The 17,139-nt window shown below is 36.7% G+C and carries 15 protein-coding genes and 1 pseudogene; 3 read left to right on the forward strand and 13 right to left on the reverse strand.

The window, feature by feature from the left end:
- Positions 1–84 precede the first annotated feature (84 nt).
- On the forward strand, positions 85–942 hold the full coding sequence (locus ACFCT9_RS07645; protein WP_412518297.1) for an AraC family transcriptional regulator: 858 nt from the start codon (positions 85–87) through the stop codon (positions 940–942).
- Positions 943–1,028: 86 nt separating this feature from the next.
- On the opposite strand, the pseudogene melB reads toward ACFCT9_RS07645, so the two are convergent.
- The 3 genes and pseudogenes from melB to ACFCT9_RS07660 form a co-directional block, all read right to left on the reverse strand.
- Positions 1,029–2,432 (reverse strand): annotated as a pseudogene (melB, locus tag ACFCT9_RS07650) (melibiose:sodium transporter MelB).
- Positions 2,433–2,686: 254 nt separating this feature from the next.
- Positions 2,687–3,580, reverse strand: a complete 894-nt coding sequence (locus tag ACFCT9_RS07655; protein ID WP_412518299.1) for a VOC family protein — start codon at positions 3,578–3,580, stop codon at positions 2,687–2,689.
- A 160-nt stretch (positions 3,581–3,740) separates the two neighbouring features.
- Positions 3,741–4,811: a metal ABC transporter solute-binding protein, Zn/Mn family gene (locus ACFCT9_RS07660; protein WP_412518300.1), complete on the reverse strand. Its 1,071-nt coding sequence runs from the start codon at positions 4,809–4,811 to the stop codon at positions 3,741–3,743.
- Positions 4,812–5,156: 345 nt separating this feature from the next.
- Between ACFCT9_RS07660 and ACFCT9_RS07665 the strand changes: the two genes are divergently transcribed.
- A complete protein-coding gene (locus ACFCT9_RS07665; RefSeq protein ID WP_412518302.1) occupies positions 5,157–5,438 on the forward strand; it encodes a GNAT family N-acetyltransferase in 282 nt (93 codons plus the stop codon).
- Positions 5,439–5,511: 73 nt separating this feature from the next.
- On the opposite strand, the gene ACFCT9_RS07670 is transcribed toward ACFCT9_RS07665, so the two are convergent.
- The 9 genes from ACFCT9_RS07670 to ACFCT9_RS07710 all read right to left on the reverse strand — a co-directional run bounded on the left by ACFCT9_RS07670 (position 5,512) and on the right by ACFCT9_RS07710 (position 14,659).
- Entirely contained in the window at positions 5,512–7,293 is a 1,782-nt protein-coding gene (locus tag ACFCT9_RS07670; protein ID WP_412518304.1) for an ABC transporter ATP-binding protein, read from the reverse strand.
- The gene (locus ACFCT9_RS07675; protein ID WP_412518306.1) at positions 7,286–9,073 is read right to left on the reverse strand and encodes an ABC transporter transmembrane domain-containing protein; all 1,788 of its coding nucleotides are present in this window, start codon (positions 9,071–9,073) and stop codon (positions 7,286–7,288) included. The genes ACFCT9_RS07670 and ACFCT9_RS07675 overlap by 8 nt, the downstream gene beginning before the upstream one ends.
- 46 nt (positions 9,074–9,119) lie before the next feature.
- Positions 9,120–10,115, reverse strand: a complete 996-nt coding sequence (locus tag ACFCT9_RS07680; protein ID WP_412518307.1) for a D-2-hydroxyacid dehydrogenase — start codon at positions 10,113–10,115, stop codon at positions 9,120–9,122.
- A gap of 152 nt (positions 10,116–10,267) precedes the next feature.
- Positions 10,268–10,939 (reverse strand): NAD(P)H-dependent oxidoreductase, encoded by a 672-nt coding sequence (locus ACFCT9_RS07685; RefSeq protein ID WP_412518308.1) that lies wholly within the window; start codon positions 10,937–10,939, stop codon positions 10,268–10,270.
- Positions 10,940–11,018: 79 nt separating this feature from the next.
- Complete coding sequence (locus tag ACFCT9_RS07690; RefSeq protein ID WP_412518310.1) at positions 11,019–11,552, reverse strand: NAD(P)H-dependent oxidoreductase; 534 nt, start codon at positions 11,550–11,552, stop codon at positions 11,019–11,021.
- Positions 11,553–11,637: 85 nt separating this feature from the next.
- Positions 11,638–11,814 (reverse strand): hypothetical protein, encoded by a 177-nt coding sequence (locus ACFCT9_RS07695; protein ID WP_412518311.1) that lies wholly within the window; start codon positions 11,812–11,814, stop codon positions 11,638–11,640.
- A 176-nt stretch (positions 11,815–11,990) separates the two neighbouring features.
- Positions 11,991–12,881, reverse strand: a complete 891-nt coding sequence (gene sdaAA / locus ACFCT9_RS07700; protein ID WP_412518312.1) for an L-serine ammonia-lyase, iron-sulfur-dependent, subunit alpha — start codon at positions 12,879–12,881, stop codon at positions 11,991–11,993.
- 13 nt (positions 12,882–12,894) lie between these two features.
- Positions 12,895–13,572 (reverse strand): L-serine ammonia-lyase, iron-sulfur-dependent subunit beta, encoded by a 678-nt coding sequence (gene sdaAB / locus ACFCT9_RS07705; protein ID WP_412518314.1) that lies wholly within the window; start codon positions 13,570–13,572, stop codon positions 12,895–12,897.
- 43 nt (positions 13,573–13,615) lie between these two features.
- A complete protein-coding gene (locus ACFCT9_RS07710; protein ID WP_412518316.1) occupies positions 13,616–14,659 on the reverse strand; it encodes a PTS sugar transporter subunit IIC in 1,044 nt (347 codons plus the stop codon).
- Positions 14,660–15,390: 731 nt separating this feature from the next.
- Between ACFCT9_RS07710 and ACFCT9_RS07715 the strand changes: the two genes are divergently transcribed.
- Complete coding sequence (locus ACFCT9_RS07715; RefSeq protein WP_412518318.1) at positions 15,391–15,969, forward strand: hypothetical protein; 579 nt, start codon at positions 15,391–15,393, stop codon at positions 15,967–15,969.
- Positions 15,970–16,087: 118 nt separating this feature from the next.
- On the opposite strand, the gene ACFCT9_RS07720 is transcribed toward ACFCT9_RS07715, so the two are convergent.
- Positions 16,088–17,107, reverse strand: a complete 1,020-nt coding sequence (locus ACFCT9_RS07720; RefSeq protein ID WP_412518319.1) for a LacI family DNA-binding transcriptional regulator — start codon at positions 17,105–17,107, stop codon at positions 16,088–16,090.
- Between the last annotated feature and the right edge of the window lie 32 nt (positions 17,108–17,139).

The following is a 17,139-nucleotide window of genomic DNA, read 5'->3' on the forward strand; positions in this document are numbered from 1 at the left end:
CATGACCCTCCTAAATATTTTCAGAAATTATATAATTTTATTAAATAGACGTGTTATAATGGCTCTAACATAGAGAGAAAGAGAGTGAGACAAGTGCAAGTCTTTTGGACAAAACTTAAAAAAACAAGCTACGAAGCCCAAGTCGATGAATGCGGCAAGGAAAACTTATACGTAGGTAACGGCTATGAATATGAAGTCACTAAACCTGCAGTCTTGCATATCGTGACACAAGGAACCGGCACCTTCACTGTGAATCAAACCACCTACCCTTTAAAGAAAGGCGATGTATTTCTTCTGCTTAAAGGCATGCATGTCAAATATCAAGCAACAGGAGATACACCTTGGCATTATATGTGGGTCGGCTTCAGCGGCACTCATGCCATCAACTTTATTACACGTACTTCATTATCAGATGAATACGTCCTCGTAAATCAAAACACCGATACATTGTTTAAATTAATCTTTAAAATCTGCATTCTCGCAAACAGCCATACCTCTGAAGATACCCACGATATCTTACTGAAAATAAGATTATTTGAACTGTTATATTTCCTAACGCAACAAAACCAAAAAGAAATTATTATTCCTAATCAGCGTGAAGCTACAGATTTAAAAGAGGCTTTAGAATATTTCAACGAAAATTTCAGAAACCGAGAAACAACGGTAGATAATGCGGCAAGAATCGCTAAAATGAGTCGCAGCCAGCTTTATAAACGCTTAAAAAAACAATTCAGTGCTTCACCTAGCAGATACCTCATGGATCTCCGTATGGCTTATGCGGCAGAACAGTTGAAGTTTACTAACAAATCGGTTGAAACCATTTCTTGTGAACTCCATTTTTCTGATTCACTTGGATTCTCCAAATCTTTCTCCAAATACTTTAATACTCCACCATCGCACTACCGAAAAATGTATAAAGCAAGAAAAAATGCGACTGACTAAATAATCATTGAGCTGTTAAAAATACTGTAAAACAAAAGCAGTGTTTAGCGTAATCTATGCATGCGCTAGCACTGCTTATTGTATTGTTACAGCTTTTCTTCTTTATGAATCGGCGGTCGACCTTCTCGTTTACGTTTATATTCAAGCGTTTGTTGAATATCGCGTAAGAAGTCTCCTTTTAAGTTGAATGCTTTATGATACAAAATACTACAAATGATGATAAAGAAGATTGGAATACCAATCATACCGATTCTGATACCCCAAATAGTATCTGTTGTTTGTTCGACGTTTGGTACATAACCGATCATAGATAAGCCTACACCAACACTTAATCCCGCAAAGGCTTGTGCTAATTTCACTAAGAATGTTTGTGTTGATGTGATAACGCTTTCGTTACGTTGTCCAAATTTCACTTCACTGTAGTCGATGACGTCAGCTAATGCGACCGTATTGATACCGACTAATGTACCTGTACCAAAGCGAATACATGCGCCACCGATAATAACCCAAATTGCTGCTTTTGGTGCGATAAAGCCTGCGAGTAAGATAACTACTAAACCGACAATAATGCCGATCACCGCATAGTTGAATACCGCACTGCGTCCAACCTTTTTAACTAAGTAAGGGAAAATCAATAACGAACCCATTTCCATTAAAATCATTGTATTAAACACTGAGAACAGACTTTCTACACCTGCTACATATTTAAAGTAATACAAAATAATCGCGTTAATCATTTGTCCGCATAAGTTGAATGCTAAGATGACACCGATGACGGCAAGCAGTTCTTTGTTCTTAAATAAGATACGCCAAATATCTTTGAAGCGGACTTTAATTGCGTTTTGTCTCTCAATTTCCGTATCTTCATGTACACAAAATACTGTAATACCAATCGTGATGATAAACGTAATACTACAAATAATTGCGAGCGCAAATATGCCTGCACCTTTGAATGGTTGGCCTAACCAATCATCTAATTTGTGGATGAACATTAAACCAAAACTTCCGATGACAAAGGCCGCAAAGCTTGCGAAGAAACGTGGTACAACCGCAACTTCTTCACGTTCACGCGGATTGTTCGTTAAGTTCGGCAGCCAAGACCATTAAGGAATGTCCATGATGGTATAAGTCATACCCCATACAATGTACATAATTGAGATGTAGATATACATCCCATTACCTGCGAAATCAAAGTTTGTGAAAAGTAATACTGTGACTACGGCGTTAATTAATGTCCCGATAACCAGCCATGTTTTAAATTTGCCGAAGCGATTGTGTGTATTATCTACAATCATGCCCATAATCGGATCATTAATCGCATCCCAAATACGAGCTGCGAAGAATAATACACCGACGAATGCAGGTGACAGTCCTACAATATCCGTGATGTAAAACATTAAAAACAGACTGACAATATTAAAGATGGCATCCTTTCCTACTGTCCCAAAACCAAATGCATACTTTTCAAAGCGCGTTAATTTTCTTTCCAATCCTTTCACCTCTATCTATAGATTATTATTTCCTTTGTTGGTTTTTTGTATTGAGAAGTCCTCAAATGATAAATCCTCTATTCATGTAAACGTTATCATTTTCTACAAAATATTAGAATATCCAAATCATTCTTTCATATGTTCAAATGTTTCATACACCATTTACATACGGCACAAAAGGAATAGTAAACACAAAAAACTCCTGTCACTTACTGTAATAAGTAAGCACAGGAGTTTTAATCGTTTGATTCATATTATAGTTTTAATGGTTTAAGGTTTTGTGTTAATGCTTCACGTCTATCTTCGTATTGCGGCGGCAATTGAAGCTGTTGACCTAATTGATCTGCTGGCTCATCTACCGCAAAACCAGGATCAACTGTTGCCATTTCAAAGACAATATCACCTTTTTCTTTGAAGTAAATAGCTTTGAAGTAGTTGCGGTCTTTTACTTCTGTCACATGGTAACCACGGTCTTCCATGTGTTTTTGCCATTCTAAATGTTCTGCTTCTGTTGGAATAGACCAAGCAACATGGTGAACTGTTCCCACACCAAATAAACCTTTTGGTAATGGTTGTGCAGCCATAATGATTTGATGTTTTTCTTCGCCTTCTGTTTCTAAGTGGATTTTAGAAGGATTTTCACTGACTACGTTTAATCCCATATCGTCTACTAATGTACTGCGTGTACCTGATGGATCAGCAGATAACAATTCTGTACCATGGAAGCCTAAAATTGCTTTGTCATCCGCTGCTTCTTCACCTTCCACTAATGCCAATGCAAGTCCATGCACATCATTGAATTCTAATGTCGCATCATCGAACAAACCAGAAATTCTAGTTTTAATACCTTGTTCATTTAAATGTTTTTCCCAAGCATCCATTGAACCTTTAGGAATACGGAAAGCAATACGTCCGACTTGTCCGCTTCCAACACGTCCTTTATGTTCATTTGGCCAGTTAAAGAATGTCATTACCATACGTTTATCTTCGTCTGGTCTTGAGAAGTATAAGTGATACACACCTGGGTCATCGAAATTAACTGTTTGTTTAATAAGTTGTAAGCCTAATACATTACGATAAAAGTCTAAGTTTTCTTGTGCGTCACCTACAATTGCTGAAATATGATGTATACGTTTAATGTTGTCCATAAATGGAACCTCCTTTGTTCAGTATAATTATTATACTTACTTTGTTAAGGTTATTATACCACCAGTATATTTTTTATACAACTATTTTGTCTCACTTCATAAAAAAAAAGATACGCACTTCCGAATTAACCGGAAATGCGTATCTTAAACGTCTATCAAATTAGTCATCTAAAGCTTTTTTCAATGACTCGATATTTTTCTTCATCAATGATTGATAAGTAATATCTTTGTCTTTTGATTCATCTTTAGTTAGAACTGATAAGTTGTGGAATGCTAATGGTTTTGTATCTGTTTCTTTTCTGATGATATCTGTCACTTTAGAAGTGATGTTTTGTTCATATAAAACATAGGGTTGTTTTTCTTTTTTGATTTCAGAAACGATAGCCATTAATTCTTTTTGTGTTGGTTCGTCATTGTTCATACCGTTAATACCTTCTTGTTTGAAGTCATAACGTTTTGCTAAATAAGCTAATGAATCATGAGAAATAATTACTTTGTCGCGTTTTTTGTTTTTAGAAACGTCTTTTAATTCTTTATCAACATCTGAGATGTCTTGAACTAATTTTTTGTAGTTCTTTTCGTAGTAGTCTTTGTGATCAGGGTCTTTTTTCACGAATTCATCTTTGATTTCTTTCGCAAATGTTTTATCTGCAACTGGATCTAACCAAATATGTGGGTCATATTTGCCGTGGTGATGATGTTCTTCATGATCACCGTGTTCATGATCACCGTGTTCGTGATGATCGCCTTCTTCATGGTCAGCATGTTCATGGTGGTCACCTTCTTCGTGGTCGCCGTGTTCATGTTCATGCTCATGTTCTTCACCAGGAAGAATCGCATTTTTATCTAAGCCTTTAGTTAACTCAAGCACTTTTTTGTCGTCTTTAATTGTTTTCGCAATTTTACCTGCTGCTGGATCCATTTCTTTATCTGTATAAATAAATAAGTCGCCTTTAGAAATGTTCATAACTTCTTTTTGTGTCGGTTCAAAACTATGTAAGTCTGTACCTGGTGGGTAAATTGATTTTACATCTGCATATTTACCGCCGATTTGACTCGCAAAACTTTGGAATGCGAATACTGTTGTGTTAACTTTCATCTTATTGTCTTCACTGTATTTAGCATCTTTACTGTCTTTATTACCGCTGTCTTTGCTGCTGTCGCCATTACCGCAAGCTGCTAATACAACTGTTAAGACTAAAGATAACATTATGAAAAGTGTCTTTTTCATCTTAAAAGGTCCCTCCAAATCGTAATCATTATGTTTTAAACTATACCCCTAAACCTACTAAATTGCAATGGTATTCATGAAATCTTTTAGATTCTCAGAATTCTGAAATTTTTAAGCTAAAATTCTATAACTAAATATTTGTTAGGGCTACTATTTATATACACATTAAAGAGAAAAGTATGTGTTTCAATATCTCACTTGTTTATTTGTAAATTTATAAAAATAAGAAAACGCTTACATTAAAGAAAGTATATATTTTTTGTAATAACCCTTGTATCTGACCCGCTTTGTTTTGTACCATTTAGATAGGAGTTAAAAATTAAATAGATAAAGGGGATTATAAGCGTGACCGATTTAAAAACAGGCGATCATAAATTCTTTATTGGGGAAGAAAGTGCACCGAGTGCCATTATCGAATTTAGAGATGAGCAAGAGAATGTCATCGATATTTTCCACACTGCAGTGAGTGATGAACTAGGCGGGCAAGGTATCGGAACAAAACTTGTTGAAAAGGTAGTGGATTATGCTAACGCAAATCAACTTAAAATTACCGCAAGCTGTTCATTCGCAAGACGTGTAATAGAACAATTCCCAGAATTCAAATTATTCTTAGCTGGTAAAGAATAATACTTACATAACGAACGAGAAGCACCTAGGGCTGTTGCGCCTTAGGTGCTTCTGTATATTTACACATAAATGATTATCCATTTTGCAGTAAATACATATTATAATAAATCCCTTTTTGTGCGAGCAGTTCTTCATGTGTACCACGTTCGACAATTTCACCTTGGTTCAAAACTAAAATTTGGTTTGCGTCTTGAATCGTCGATAATCGATGGGCAATTGCGAGTGTTGTGCGTCCTTTACGCATATCTTTTAAAGACGCTTGAATTTGTTCTTCTGTTTCAGAATCAATAAACGCCGTTGCTTCATCTAAGATAAGAATTTTTGGATCAATCGCCATTGTTCTCGCAAAGGCAATTAATTGACGTTCCCCACTAGAAAAAGCACTGCCCTTCTCAATTACTTTATGCTGATATTGATCTGGCAATTGTTCAATAAAACGATCTGCATGTACAAATTCTGCCGCAGCTTTCGCTTGTTCGAACGTCATCGTTGGATGATATAAACGAATATTAGACAAAATCGTACCATAGAAGATAAATGGATCTTGCAGAACTAATCCTACCTTTTGTTTTAGTTCTTGTTTTGGAATCGTCTTAATCGAATGTCCATCAATTAAAATATCACCTTGGTTAAATTCATAAAAACGCATAAACAAGTTAATAATCGTACTTTTACCAGAACCTGTGTGGCCAACCAGCGCAATCGTTTCACCTGGATGAGCTGTAAATGAAATATGTTTCAACACATTGTGTGTCCCATCATAACTGAATGTCACATCTTTAAATTCAATTTTGCCTTCTGTGATATGATGTCCTGCAATTTCTTGTTGCTTAGGCTCTAAGGTTTGATTATCTAATAATGTAAAGACACGGTTTGCGGCAACAATCGCTTGTTGGAAAATATTTAAGTTTTGGCTGACTTGGTTAATCGGTTCAAAGAAGCGCTGCATGTATTGCACAAACGCATAAACAATCCCCGCTGTGACCGTCGAAGAGAAACTTAATATTCCAAAGTAGCTGAGAATCATCACTGTCGCAAAGACACTCAACATACCGATAGCCGGACGTAATAATAAACCATCTAAGCGAATCGTCTTTAAGTTATATTGGTAATGTTCTTCGTTAATTTTATCAAATTCATTTTGTAATCTGCGCTCTTGATTAAACACTTGAATCATACGAATCCCTTCGATAGACTCTGCGAGTTTCGCATTCAAATCAGATAATCGTTGTCGTGCTTGCGCAAAAAACAGAGATGCGTATTTACGATATAAAGCTAATATAATGATGATCATCGGCATAAAGCATAGTGCCATCAAAGCAAGTCTGACATCTAAAATAAACATCATAATAAAGCTTGAAATAACAGTAAACAATGCCATCATAAATGAAGAAAATACGCCGACAAACATATTCACAATCGCTTCTGTATCATTCGTTAAACGTGACACAATACTACCACTTGGCACCTCATCAAAATATTTCATTCCAAGTGCACCAATTTTGTCAAAGGCATCAATACGTAATTGTTGAATAATTTTAAAGGCAAAGTTTTGGAACAGATAGATGTTGATATACGTCGTGATGGCACCTATCAATTCGATACCGATAAATATAACAATCATCCAAATTATATCTTGTTGCGGAAAATGTCTAGGTGTTAAGTAATCATCAATAAATACTTTCACTAGATATGGAACCGCCACACCTGCCGCTGTTGAGATACCTAGCATCACAAATGCTGCGAAAATTAACCACTTAAATGGAAATGTATAGCGCATCAAACGCATTAATGTATGCCATTGATCACGTGCAGTAAGTTGATGATCATCATGTAATTTTTGTTTTCTACTCATGATCATCCCCCTCTCCTTCGTGTGCGGCTTCATCTAATTGTTTCGTTAATTGATCACGCAATTGTTGTGACTGATAGGTTTTCGCATACCAACCTTGATTGTCCATCAATTGTTCATGCGTTCCTTGTTCAGCCACTGTACCTTCATCCATAACAATAATTAAATCCGCATGACTGACAGCACTCATGCGATGGGCAGTAATAATATTGGTCTTGCCTTGTCGCTGTTCTTTCATGTTATTTAAAATATGTTCTTCGGTATCCGCATCAACGGCTGATAAAGAATCATCAAACATTAACACTGGCGGATCAGAAATCACTGCACGTGCAATCGATACACGTTGTTTTTGACCGCCTGATAATGACACACCACGTTCTCCGACAATCGTGTCATAGCCTTGTGGAAAGTTTAAAATATCATGATGCACATAGCTTGTTTTTGCGGCTTGTTGAATCTGTTGTTCTGTACTTTTTGGTGCCGCAAAGGCAATATTTTCTCGAATACTCGTTGAGAACAAGAAATTGTCCTGCGGTACATAGCCGAACATCGCACGTAAATGTTTGATTTCATAATCACGAATCGGAATACCGCCATACGTAATATCTTCAGGACGTTGTGTATCAAACTCTCGAACTAACAAACGTAACAATGTACTTTTCCCTGAACTTGTACGGCCTACAATACCAACAGTCATTCCTTCATTAATCGTGAAATGCACATCTCTTAATGCTGGATGCGTACTGCCTGGGAAAGTGAACGATTCTATCTGATAAGAAATCGCTCCAGAAGGATAACCGTTGACTTTGTAAGTTAAATCAATCTCGTTCGGCGTATCTAAAATATCTCGAATACGCTCATAAGAGGCATGTCCTCTTTGAATCACATTAAAGAAGAAACCCAGTGCTAATAATGGCCATACCAACATACCTAAATAAGTCGTTGCGGTAATTAATTGACCTAACGTAATAGTATGGTCAAAAATCATATATGTCCCAAAGACCAAGGCTAAGAAGTAACTTGTCCCAATTACTAACATGATGGTCGGGTCGAATAAAGCATCAATTTGTGCTACTTTTAAATTCTTTTTCACGACATCATCACTGATTGTTTTAAAGTCTTGTTGATCGCTCTTTTCGTACCCCATTGTTTTTGTTACTTTAATCCCCGCGATACTTTCTTGTGTCTTATCATTTAAACGGCTGAATGCTGCTTGTGCTTTCTTAAAGCCTTTACTCATCATGCGTCCATAATAACTTGTCAATAAAACTAATACAGGTAATGGCAGCATAATAATCAACGTTAACTTCCAGTTAATGGTTATAGCCATCGTAATCAAAATAGTTGTCCCTGTAATTAACGAGTCTCCAATCATTAAGACCCCAGGACCTGCGGCACCTTGAACAGCATTAATATCATTCGTCGCATGAGCCATCAAGTCTCCTGTTCTGCGTCTTTGAAAGAACGAAGGGCTCATCGATGTATATTTCTCATATAAACGATTTCGTAAAATCTTGCCCAATTTATTACTCGTTCCAAATATCAATACACGCCACGTATAGCGTAAGAGATAAATCATGATGGCCGCAAAAGCCAGAATCATCATATAAGCGAATAATTGTTTGCCTGTTAGACGATCAGCTGAAATCGCATCAATGGTTTTACCAATAATTTGCGGCGGAACGAGCTGAAACAGCGCAATCAATAACAAAACCAGTAAACCTGAAATGTACTTCATCTTTTCTTGTTTAAAGAACCAGCTTAAATGTATAAATACTTTCACTTTTGCACTTCCTCCTTTCTTATATCTTTTTGATGACTATTATGAGTTAATTCACTCTTGATTGCGCATCTCCTGTTTCAAGAACTTCCATCGTACTATTCAATCCACCTTCGGCAAGATTCTTAACCGCTTCATGTGTAAAGAAAGCAATATGTGGAGAAGCTAAAACATCTTCACGTTCAATCAATTCTAATAAAGTATCATCTTCAACCGTTTGATTAGAGAAATCTCTACGGAAATATTGTGCTTCATTTTCATACGTATCAATCACAGCGCCTGAAACCTTACCACTATTTAATGCATCAAGCAGTCCTTGAGTTTCAACAACCATGCCACGTGCACAATTGACAAAAATCACACCCTCTTTTAATTGTTTAAATGTTGCTTCATCAAACATATGATATGTGTCTTTATTTCCCGGGACATGAAGCGACACAATATCAGCTTCTGCAATTGCTTCTTCTAATGTAGCTTTGAATTCAACAACATCATCTAATTCAGGTTTCGGTTCAATATCATAACCAACCACTTTACAACCGAAATTTGAGAAGAGTTGTGCTGAAATACTGCCGATACGCCCCACACCAATAATGGCTACCGTTAAATCTTTAACTGGTCGTGAGATTAAAGGTGCATCCCAAACAAAATTGTGCTTTGTCATACGCTGTTTAATCAATGGAAATTGTCTTACAAAATACAAAGCACCTGTGACCGCATATTCCGCAATTGAACTTGGTGAATAACTTGGTACTGTTGTAATGATTAAATGATGTGCTTTTGCTGCCTCTAAATCGTACATATCAAAGCCAGCACTGCGTTGAGCGATTTGTTTAATCCCATAGCTTTCTAAAATACGATAAATTTCATGATCAAAAGGACCATTGTGAGATAATGAAAGTCCGTCATAACCTTTGACTGATTCTATATTATCTAATGTCAGAGGCTCACGCTCATAATCTACTTTCACTTGATGTTCTGCTGCCCAATTTTCAATTGCGTCAATTTCATAAGGTGCCACATCAAACATTTTTATGCTTACCATTTTAATCTCCCCTTTAATATGTATTACAACTGCTTAAAATAATGATATGTCTCATATTATAGCATTCAAACAATTCCAAGAAACACAAAATTCAGAAAATATAATCAAAATTAAAAAGACTTAAGCATTAAAGCTCAAGTCTTGTCGATTGATTATTCAACCCATTCGATAACGTCATCATAAGATTGACGTGTTTTTCCACGTTTCGGATCTTCAGCACGGTAACCAAAAGCCACCATGACTGATGGTAAGAACTCATCTTCATTCATAAGACCTTCGTCCACTAGTAATTGTGTAACGTCTTTCATGCTGAATCCTTCAATCGGGCATGAATCCACACCAATTAACGCGGCTACTGACATCATATTTCCTAATGCAATGTACGTTTGTTTACTTGCCCAGTCCCATAATGAACGTTCGCTTTCATATAAATTCAAACTATCATTTTGGAAAACTTCATAACGTTTGTTCATATCTTCTAACACATCATCTGGCACATGTTTAATCTCTTTCATAATATGTGTTAAGTACGCTGTTCCAGGGCGTACATTTTTACGCGCTAATAAAATCACAAAATGTGAAGCCGTATCTAACTGACCTTGCGCACCCCAAGAAACTTCTTTTAATTTTTGACGTAAATCTTCATTTTGAACGACTAAGAAACGCCATGGTTCTGAACCGATTGAACTTGGTGAAAGGCGTCCAGATTCAATAATTGTATGGAAATCTTCTGTACTCACTTTTTTCTCTGGATTAAATCGTTTTGTCGCATGTCTAAAATTAAACGCTTGTAAAATTTGATCACGGATTGCTTGTTGTTCCATTATACTCTCGCTCCTCATCTTATATAGTCAACTCTAGTATAGAGAACACAACCATGGGTCTAAAGAAAATTGCTTAACGTTATTGTTTTTGAAATTGTTCAATGAATGCGATATATTGATCCGCATTCTCTGTGATTGTAGCGACATGATTGATATCATCCGTCTGATAAATCGCATGAATACCAAAGAAATGACCGCCAACTAAATTGACGACCCCTTTTAACGGGTGACAAATTTCATCAATGGTATAACCGATAGGTCCATTTTCTTTATAATTTTCCTCTGACTGACCACATGAAATCGCTAATGCGAAATGTTTTCCCTTTAAAGCATCTCCACCATCAAACGCAAAGCCATGCGTATAGACTTCATCAAACCAATGTTGTAAGAGCGGCGGATAACTCATCCAAAACATCGGATACTGAAAAATGATATGGTCATGCGCTTCTAGTAATGATTGTTCATGCGCCACATCAATTTCTCCATTTGGATAGGCTTGATATAAATCATGGACAGTTACTAAATCAGGATGTTCTTCTAACTTCTGTTTCCACACTTGATTGACGTCGCCTTCTTGAATATCAGGATGTGCAATGATGACTAATGTTGACATATAATCCTTCCTTTCAATTAAAATATATGCGCATAAAAAAATGAGATGTACCCCGACGTCATCTCATTTTAAGCTTGCTATTTAGTTATTCCCCTTTGGTCTCCATCATTAACTTTGTGTAATAGAATAAGAAAACAATAATCATACTGATTGACATTGATTTCAACAGATTATTCATCATCGTGCCCATATCCGTTAAATAAAACGTAATGGCTGAGTTAATGAAGAACGCAATAATAATGTAAACTAATCTTGTTATCATATCCCATCATCCCCTTTTGACTAGTTTACCCATAAAAGATACAAATTGCAATATGTATTTTGAATTTTGCGACAACTTTAAATTTTATAAATGAAAACACGCAACCTTTTTCAGATTGCGTGCTTCTATCATTTATAAAATCAACTTTTAATGAAATTTACATATTCAGTTGGCAATTATGATTTAACTTGTGATTCACCGAAGATTTTACGTTTGATTGCTTCACCAGTCGGTGTACCTGCTAAACCGCCAAGTCCAGTTTCACGTAATTCAGCTGGTAAGTTACGTCCAACTTTATCCATTGCTTCAATTACTTCATCTACTGGGATACGGCTTTCCACGCCAGCTAATGCTAAGTCAGCTGAAATTAATGCGTTACCTGAACCGATTGCGTTACGCATTACACATGGAATTTCTACTAAACCAGCAACCGGGTCACATACTAGACCAAGTAAGTTACTGATTGCGATTGCCATTGCTTGACCTGAAGCTTCTGGTTTACCGCCGAATGTTTCAACTGCAGCTGCTGCAGCAATTGCTGATGCTGAACCAACTTCAGCTTGGCAACCGCCTGTTGCGCCAGCAACACTTGCGTTGTTTGCTACGACACGACCGAAGATAGCAGCTGTGAATAAGAAGTCCACCATTTGCTCTTCAGTTAAGTCATGTGTTTTTTCTAATTTGAATAGTGTACCTGGGATTGTGCCCGAGGAACCAGCTGTTGGAGTAGCACAAATGATACCCATAGCTGCGTTAACTTCGTTTGTCGCAACGGCACCCATAACGGCACTCATCATTTCATTACCTGAAAGTGCATGGTTGTTTTCGTTATAGTTTTTAATTTTAATTGCGTCTTGACCAGTATACCCTGTTACACTTTTAACGCCTTCGCCAGTTGTCCCTTTTTCAACTGCGTCGCGCATTACTTGTAAGTTTTGTCTCATTTGTTCACGGATTTCATCACGTGATTTCCCACTTAATTCTTGCTCTTCTTCAATCATAATTTCTGAGAATTTCATATCGTGTTCATTCGCATAATCTATGATCTCTTTAATTGAATCAAACATACATTACACCTCTTTATTTTATATATGCAAAGTTTAAGTCGCTATATTTCTCTCTAATTTCGCTAAGTGCTTCATCTGATAAAGCTTTGTTCAAGTGTAAAGCCATTAAACAGCCATCTGGATTAATCGTTTTGATTTCTTCGTTGATGTCTGCACCGAGTTCAATTAAATCATTGATTAAATGGTTGATTGTCGCATTGTCAGTTGGTCCATCGATTTCTAATAATGGTAAACCATGGTTCATTAGAATACATTGACCATCGACATTGATGCTTTTAATTTTAATTGTACCGCCACCGATTGAAATACCGTTCAATTCGATGTGACGATCACCTTGTTTTGCTTTGATTAATGCACAGTTAGGGTGTTCTCCTAAGCTTCTGCCTGTTTCTTCAATGAAACGAACATCGATACCATCATTTTTAGCAATGTTGACTGCATCTTTGATACGTTCGTCAAATGTGCTGTAGCCAAGTAAGCCGCCAATGATTGCTACGTCTGTACCGTGTCCTAAGTGTGTTTGTGCAAATGATTCATAATAATGAACCTCAATATCTTCCGGCTCTCCTTGAAGTACCATTCTTGCTGCGTTACCGATTTTAACTGCACCTGCAGTGTGTGAACTTGAAGGTCCCATCATAACTGGACCGATTATATCAAATGCGCTTTGGTAATCATGTTTACGTGCCATAGCGTATTGTCATCTCCTTAATCTCTTTATAAGAAATGCTTAATTAGTTTGCTTTTGACGGTTCTGCTTTGCCACCAGGTAATTTATCTGAGAGTTTCTTGAAGTTGATTTTGTTCATAATTTTACCTAAGATCCAACCTAGAATAATTGCTGTCACAATAACAGCTGCAATAGTAATAATTGATGGAATTGGTTTGTTAAAGCCGAACAATACAATTGCACCAGCTATTGGTGTTGCCATTCCCGTTACATTAATTACTAAACCTGCAAACGTTACAATCGTTGCAGTAAACATTCCGACTATGGCGTTTGCACCATAGAGTTGAATCGGATATTTTGCGATAGTGTCGATTTGTGTCAATGGTTCTACTGCGACTGCGAATGCTTTACCTAAGCCGCCGATTTTTAATGCTCTGAACATCATAAAGTTAACGAATGATGAACCTGTAGTTGTTAATGCACCGATTGCCATCGGAACACCTGTTAAACCAAGTAAACTTGTTAATACCATAGAACTTAATGGCGTCATACCTACCACTGGAATGATTAAGCCTAAAATAATTGCTAATGCGTAAGGATTATTGTCACCAACTGCTGTAATCGCACCACCGATTTGTCTTAACACAGCCATTACTCCTGGTGAAATTAATCCGCCGATTCCGAATGTTAATGCCGGAGCGACTAAGATTACGACAATTAAGTCTAAGCCTTCTGGTACTTTTTTCTCGATCAATTTAATCAAGAAGCTGACTAAGTAAGCAGCGATAAATGCCGGTAATAATTTTTGATCATGTAAAACTAAACCAATAATAACTGCGAAGACTGGAGAGATACCCAATTTCAAACCAGTTAAAATACCTACTGCAATACCACTCAAGCTTCCTGCTAAGTCTCCAATTCTTTGGAAGAATTCAACGTGGAACACACCGCCAATCGCATAACTTAAGAATGCTTGCGGTAAAAATGTTGCACATGCTGCACCTGAAAGTGCTTGTAGCCCCTGTTTACCATAAGGAGCAAATTTTAAGAATAACGACATTGCTAATAGGACTAGCAATAACGTCCCAGTTCCCAAAATAATATCCATGCCAAATGACCTCTTTTCCTACTATATATTTAATTTTCCTACCACCGACATCATACTATCTTTGATAAAGCGTTTTCAATAGCTTTCAAAAACATTTTGTGAACAAATTGCGAATAATTTCACAAACTCTTTATTATGACTATTATTACTCTTTATTTTTAATTTAAACAGTAATTTTAGTCATGTTGTATATAAAGTTGTCACAATTAGTTTAAACGTTTGAAATTAATCTAAACACTTACCAATTAATAAAAATAATCTTGTTTACCCTAAAACAACACTAAAAGACTCCCTTTAGACTTTTATTGTTATTTGTCTATACAAATTATTTTCCATTAGCAACTATAACACTTTGGAAATAAACTTTAAACCAACAATTTAGGGTGATTTTATCGGATAAATGCCAAAACGCCTGATATATTAGGGTTTTGGACAACTTAGTCCGTTAAAAGTTCCAATATACTGAAAATTTACGAAGTTTAAAGCTTTTTAAACTCAATTTTAAGTTAGCTTAATAATCCTATGCCATGCTTGATATGAAGGAATTGATATTGCGGAAAGCACGATGATCTCATAAAGCCGTATACCAAATTCTATCTCTCACATATCCGCATACAACTATCAAGTTTCTTCATTGTCGTTTTGTCTGTATCATCCGATAGTTTCTACATCATACTCATAACACCACGGATGACATGACACTTTCAATTTGAAATAGGAGTGTTGTTTTCATGCCGATGAAGTTAAGTAAAAAGAAAAGCTTGCTTCATGTTTCTACATTAGCTTTAAGCGGTATACTATTCTTTAATATGCCTGGAGTGATGAATGCTGCTGAAAGTCATGATTACGCAAACAAACAGTCCGCTGAATTATCCGCTTTGGTCGAAAATACTGAAACTGCACAAACATCTGAAACATTCAATTCTACATCGCATCCAACTCATGTGGCTCAAGCTGCTGATGTTGAACCCGATCCTTCCCTTGCAGAAAATGTTTCAAAGACAAGTAGCGCAGATGCAGAAGGAAATCATAAAGAAGCAGATACTAAGCCCACAACCACAGAAGCAACAGCGGAACAAAGCAATGCGCATCAAACATCAGCAACAACGTCAAAGAGTCAAGATGCAGGCACACACCATCAGGGTGAAACCGCATCATACGCTGACTTGCCAGAAACAGGACACGTTGACCATCCAGAATCGGGTGCTGTCATAGCCGTTATTATGAGTATTGTTGTCTCTACCATTGCCTTGGTTTACGTATGCAGACAAAATGCACGTACATCCGCCCCAAGTCGAGATGACATTTGATTGAAAAAACCCTAGTACATCTTTCCAAAATCCCAAAAAAACAGACTTAGAAACCTGTCTTTTTCCCTTTCTTTAAGACATTGTTTCTAAGTCTGTTTATTTTATATTCATATTTAGATCATTTCGTACTAGAATCTCTGACGTTTACCTTTGCTGTTAACCAATCCGACTGAATGTGGTCGCTTTCTCCTTCAAAGAATTGTTTCAAGCGTGCAAAAATTGAAGCGCCGATGGTTTCAGCACTGATGCCTGCAGCTGTTAATGAAGGGTAATGTGCTTTATTCCAACTATTCTCTTCTAAAGTAACGATAGCCACATCTTCAGGTACTTTTAATGCGTTATTTTTCAATGCTTGTAAGATGCCTGACAACATCGCATGATTTGATACGATGAGTGCAGTAGGATGATTAGGCTGTGTAAATAGTTGATGTGCTGTGTCATAACCATATTTTTCGGTTGCGGTTAAACTTAAATCTGTATATTGATAAGAGATTAAGCGCTGATCCATTTGCTGGTCAAAATCTTCTAATGCTGCTTTATACCCCATGCGTGTATCTGCAGTCGCACTTGAAGCTGGGTTGCCTAAAATCAATGCGATAGATTGATGTTGTTGTTTTAATAAATGTTCAGCTGCTTGATAAGCTGTATCTTCATGATTTAAACCGATATATGGAATCTGTTCATCTTCAATCTGATTATCAATAATCACCATAGGGATATCTCTCCAACGTTTTGAAATACGCATTTGAGCTGACACTGGAGAAACTATAATCCCATCTACTTGCTGCGATACAAACCAATCTATCAATTCATCTTGTCGTTGTGCTTGTTCATTAGATGCCATCGCAATAATACGAATAGATTCAGAGCCTTGTTGATGTTCAATCGCGTCAATCATTGAAGCATAATAGGCGTCATGTCTTGGCATAATGAATGCGATCGTCTTCACGCTTTCTCCACGTAATGATTGAATATATCGGCTTGGTTCATAACCTAACATCTCTAATGCTTCGACGACGCGTCTACGTGCTTGATCATTAGATACATGCTTCTTATCTTCTAATATTTGATTGACTGTCGCAATGGACAAGCCTGAAATTCTCGCAATATCATGTAAAGTCGGTTGTGTTTTCTTCATTTACTTTCAAACTCCTTGAAACCGTTGAATGG

The organism is Staphylococcus simulans (assembly GCF_047037175.1).
Lineage (GTDB): Bacteria > Bacillota > Bacilli > Staphylococcales > Staphylococcaceae > Staphylococcus > Staphylococcus simulans_C.

Coding starts and splice junctions, on each gene's coding strand:
- ACFCT9_RS07655 (WP_412518299.1), bottom strand. CDS start 3,580: ATGGACAACATTAAACGTATACATCATATTTCAGCAATTGTAGGTGAC.
- ACFCT9_RS07660 (WP_412518300.1), bottom strand. CDS start 4,811: ATGAAAAAGACACTTTTCATAATGTTATCTTTAGTCTTAACAGTTGTA.
- ACFCT9_RS07670 (WP_412518304.1), bottom strand. CDS start 7,293: ATGAGTAGAAAACAAAAATTACATGATGATCATCAACTTACTGCACGT.
- ACFCT9_RS07680 (WP_412518307.1), bottom strand. CDS start 10,115: ATGGTAAGCATAAAAATGTTTGATGTGGCACCTTATGAAATTGACGCA.
- ACFCT9_RS07685 (WP_412518308.1), bottom strand. CDS start 10,939: ATGGAACAACAAGCAATCCGTGATCAAATTTTACAAGCGTTTAATTTT.
- ACFCT9_RS07690 (WP_412518310.1), bottom strand. CDS start 11,552: ATGTCAACATTAGTCATCATTGCACATCCTGATATTCAAGAAGGCGAC.
- ACFCT9_RS07695 (WP_412518311.1), bottom strand. CDS start 11,814: ATGATAACAAGATTAGTTTACATTATTATTGCGTTCTTCATTAACTCA.
- sdaAA (WP_412518312.1), bottom strand. CDS start 12,881: ATGTTTGATTCAATTAAAGAGATCATAGATTATGCGAATGAACACGAT.
- sdaAB (WP_412518314.1), bottom strand. CDS start 13,572: ATGGCACGTAAACATGATTACCAAAGCGCATTTGATATAATCGGTCCA.
- ACFCT9_RS07710 (WP_412518316.1), bottom strand. CDS start 14,659: ATGGATATTATTTTGGGAACTGGGACGTTATTGCTAGTCCTATTAGCA.
- ACFCT9_RS07715 (WP_412518318.1), top strand. CDS start 15,391: ATGCCGATGAAGTTAAGTAAAAAGAAAAGCTTGCTTCATGTTTCTACA.
- ACFCT9_RS07720 (WP_412518319.1), bottom strand. CDS start 17,107: ATGAAGAAAACACAACCGACTTTACATGATATTGCGAGAATTTCAGGC.